Raw genomic sequence first — 1,623 nt, 5'->3', positions numbered from 1 at the left:
GTCGTAATGCCTTCTTAATCAGGCATGGTTTTCTCACAGTACCCCTTAAAACTATCGTCCTGAGGCGAGGTTAGATATTATCTCAGGTCAGGGGTCCGGGCTAAAACTTAGAAAGGGCCAAAAATCTCAAAGAGCGAAGCTTCTTAATGCTCGCAATCACTTAAATACCAAAGGAATAAAATCCGGGTCAAGGCTAAAAAGAGGGTCCATAAAAAGTTTCGTTTGAATCGAATGTTATAAAATCGACCGAAAAAGGGGCACCCCTGACCTGAAAAGTGAAAGAGAAAACCTTCCATACTATTCAGTTGTCAAAGAGCCTTTTTTTAGGTTAAGCAAAAATTTTTTAAAATGTCACGAAGAAAATTTAATGTAAGTGCGGACTATTTTTTTCGTGGATAGTTAGGCCGAACTTTCTTTAATAGACCTTTGCAAAATTGTGGAGATCATTATTGCAAGCACAAGCGCAAGGGATCCGTTCCCATTTTTCGTTTCGAAAAATGGGAACGGATCCTCAAACGGACCTTAAGAAAAGGTGTTTTGCAAAGGTCTCTTTAAGGAAAACAGGCAAGTGGCGATAGGCTTCGTTTTCTAGGGCGTAAGCCACAGTGCGTGAAAGCCCACCTCTTTTCTCACGCGCTGAAGGCCTCTAGCAAGCTTGGCGATTTTTTTTCGGTGCGCTTTTGAGCTTCAGCCAGTTCATTGAGGGGTTCTTCGGTGCGCTTTTGGGCTTCGGCCAGTTCCTGGACTATTTTCTTGAGACCTTTGAATAATTTGGACAATTAAGCAAGAATTTCATCTTCTATGAAATTAATATTAACAAAAATCAAAAATTCTAGTAAATATAATCAAAATTTAGCTCATAATTTGCATCTCCTTACCTGTATTTCCATCTATTTTTACTTATTCCTATATTATAGGCATAATTCGCCTATAATACCCTTAAAAGCTCTCCTGTCTCCTAAGATGCCAGGAAAGATTAAGCACATTGTAGGTAAAACACGTCAAAAACAGATGGATCTCATTGGCAAAGAGCCCCACATACCTCGCCTTTGTCCTATTAAGATGCAGGCTAAATATCCCAAAGACTTTTTCAACTTTGCTCCTGATCCGCGAAAATATCTTGTTCAGCTTCTTCTGTTTCTTCGAAAGAGACCGCCCACGGCATCCTCTATACAGCACCCCACAAAATCTTTCCTCTTGCCGACACCTCTGGCGTATTTCTTGGCTATCATAAGCCTTATCCGCAAATATGGCTTTCTCCTCTCCTTCAAGCAGCTCCTCGAGCACCTGGGAATCATGCACGTTGGCCGGGGTGCACACAAATTCCGTCACAAACTCAGACTTTGGATCAACGGCGATATGATCCTTGTAACCATAGACCGTCTTTTTGCCTTTTTTGGTAAAAGAAGCATCGTCGTCTTTGCCAGGGGTTCTTGCTGCTTTGACCAGACGGGCGTCAATAATCTTTCCTGTTTTGAGTTCAAAGCCCTTTTTAGTAAGCTGGCGCTTGAGCTCGTTAAAACATTTGCGGTAAAGGTTCATAGATTTGAGGTTGGAACGGAAACGTGAGATAGTGGAGTAGTCAGGGACAGGGTCGAGAGCAGAGATGCCCAGGAAGCGGCG

2 protein-coding genes are annotated in these 1,623 nt (G+C 42.3%); both read right to left on the bottom strand.

Features of this window, described 5'->3' with window-relative positions; genetic code table 11:
- Positions 1-629: 629 nt before the first annotated feature.
- Entirely contained in the window at positions 630-779 is a 150-nt protein-coding gene (locus H528_RS14500; RefSeq protein WP_022854511.1) for a hypothetical protein, read from the bottom strand.
- A gap of 160 nt (positions 780-939) precedes the next feature.
- On the bottom strand, positions 940-1,623 hold a 684-nt coding region (locus tag H528_RS13750; protein WP_022854510.1), incomplete at its 5' end, for an IS5 family transposase.

The sequence above is a fragment of the Thermodesulfatator atlanticus DSM 21156 genome (genome assembly GCF_000421585.1).
GTDB lineage: Bacteria > Desulfobacterota > Thermodesulfobacteria > Thermodesulfobacteriales > Thermodesulfatatoraceae > Thermodesulfatator > Thermodesulfatator atlanticus.
Note: the sequence above shows the minus strand (reverse complement) of the source record. Positions and strands in the feature narration are given on the sequence as shown.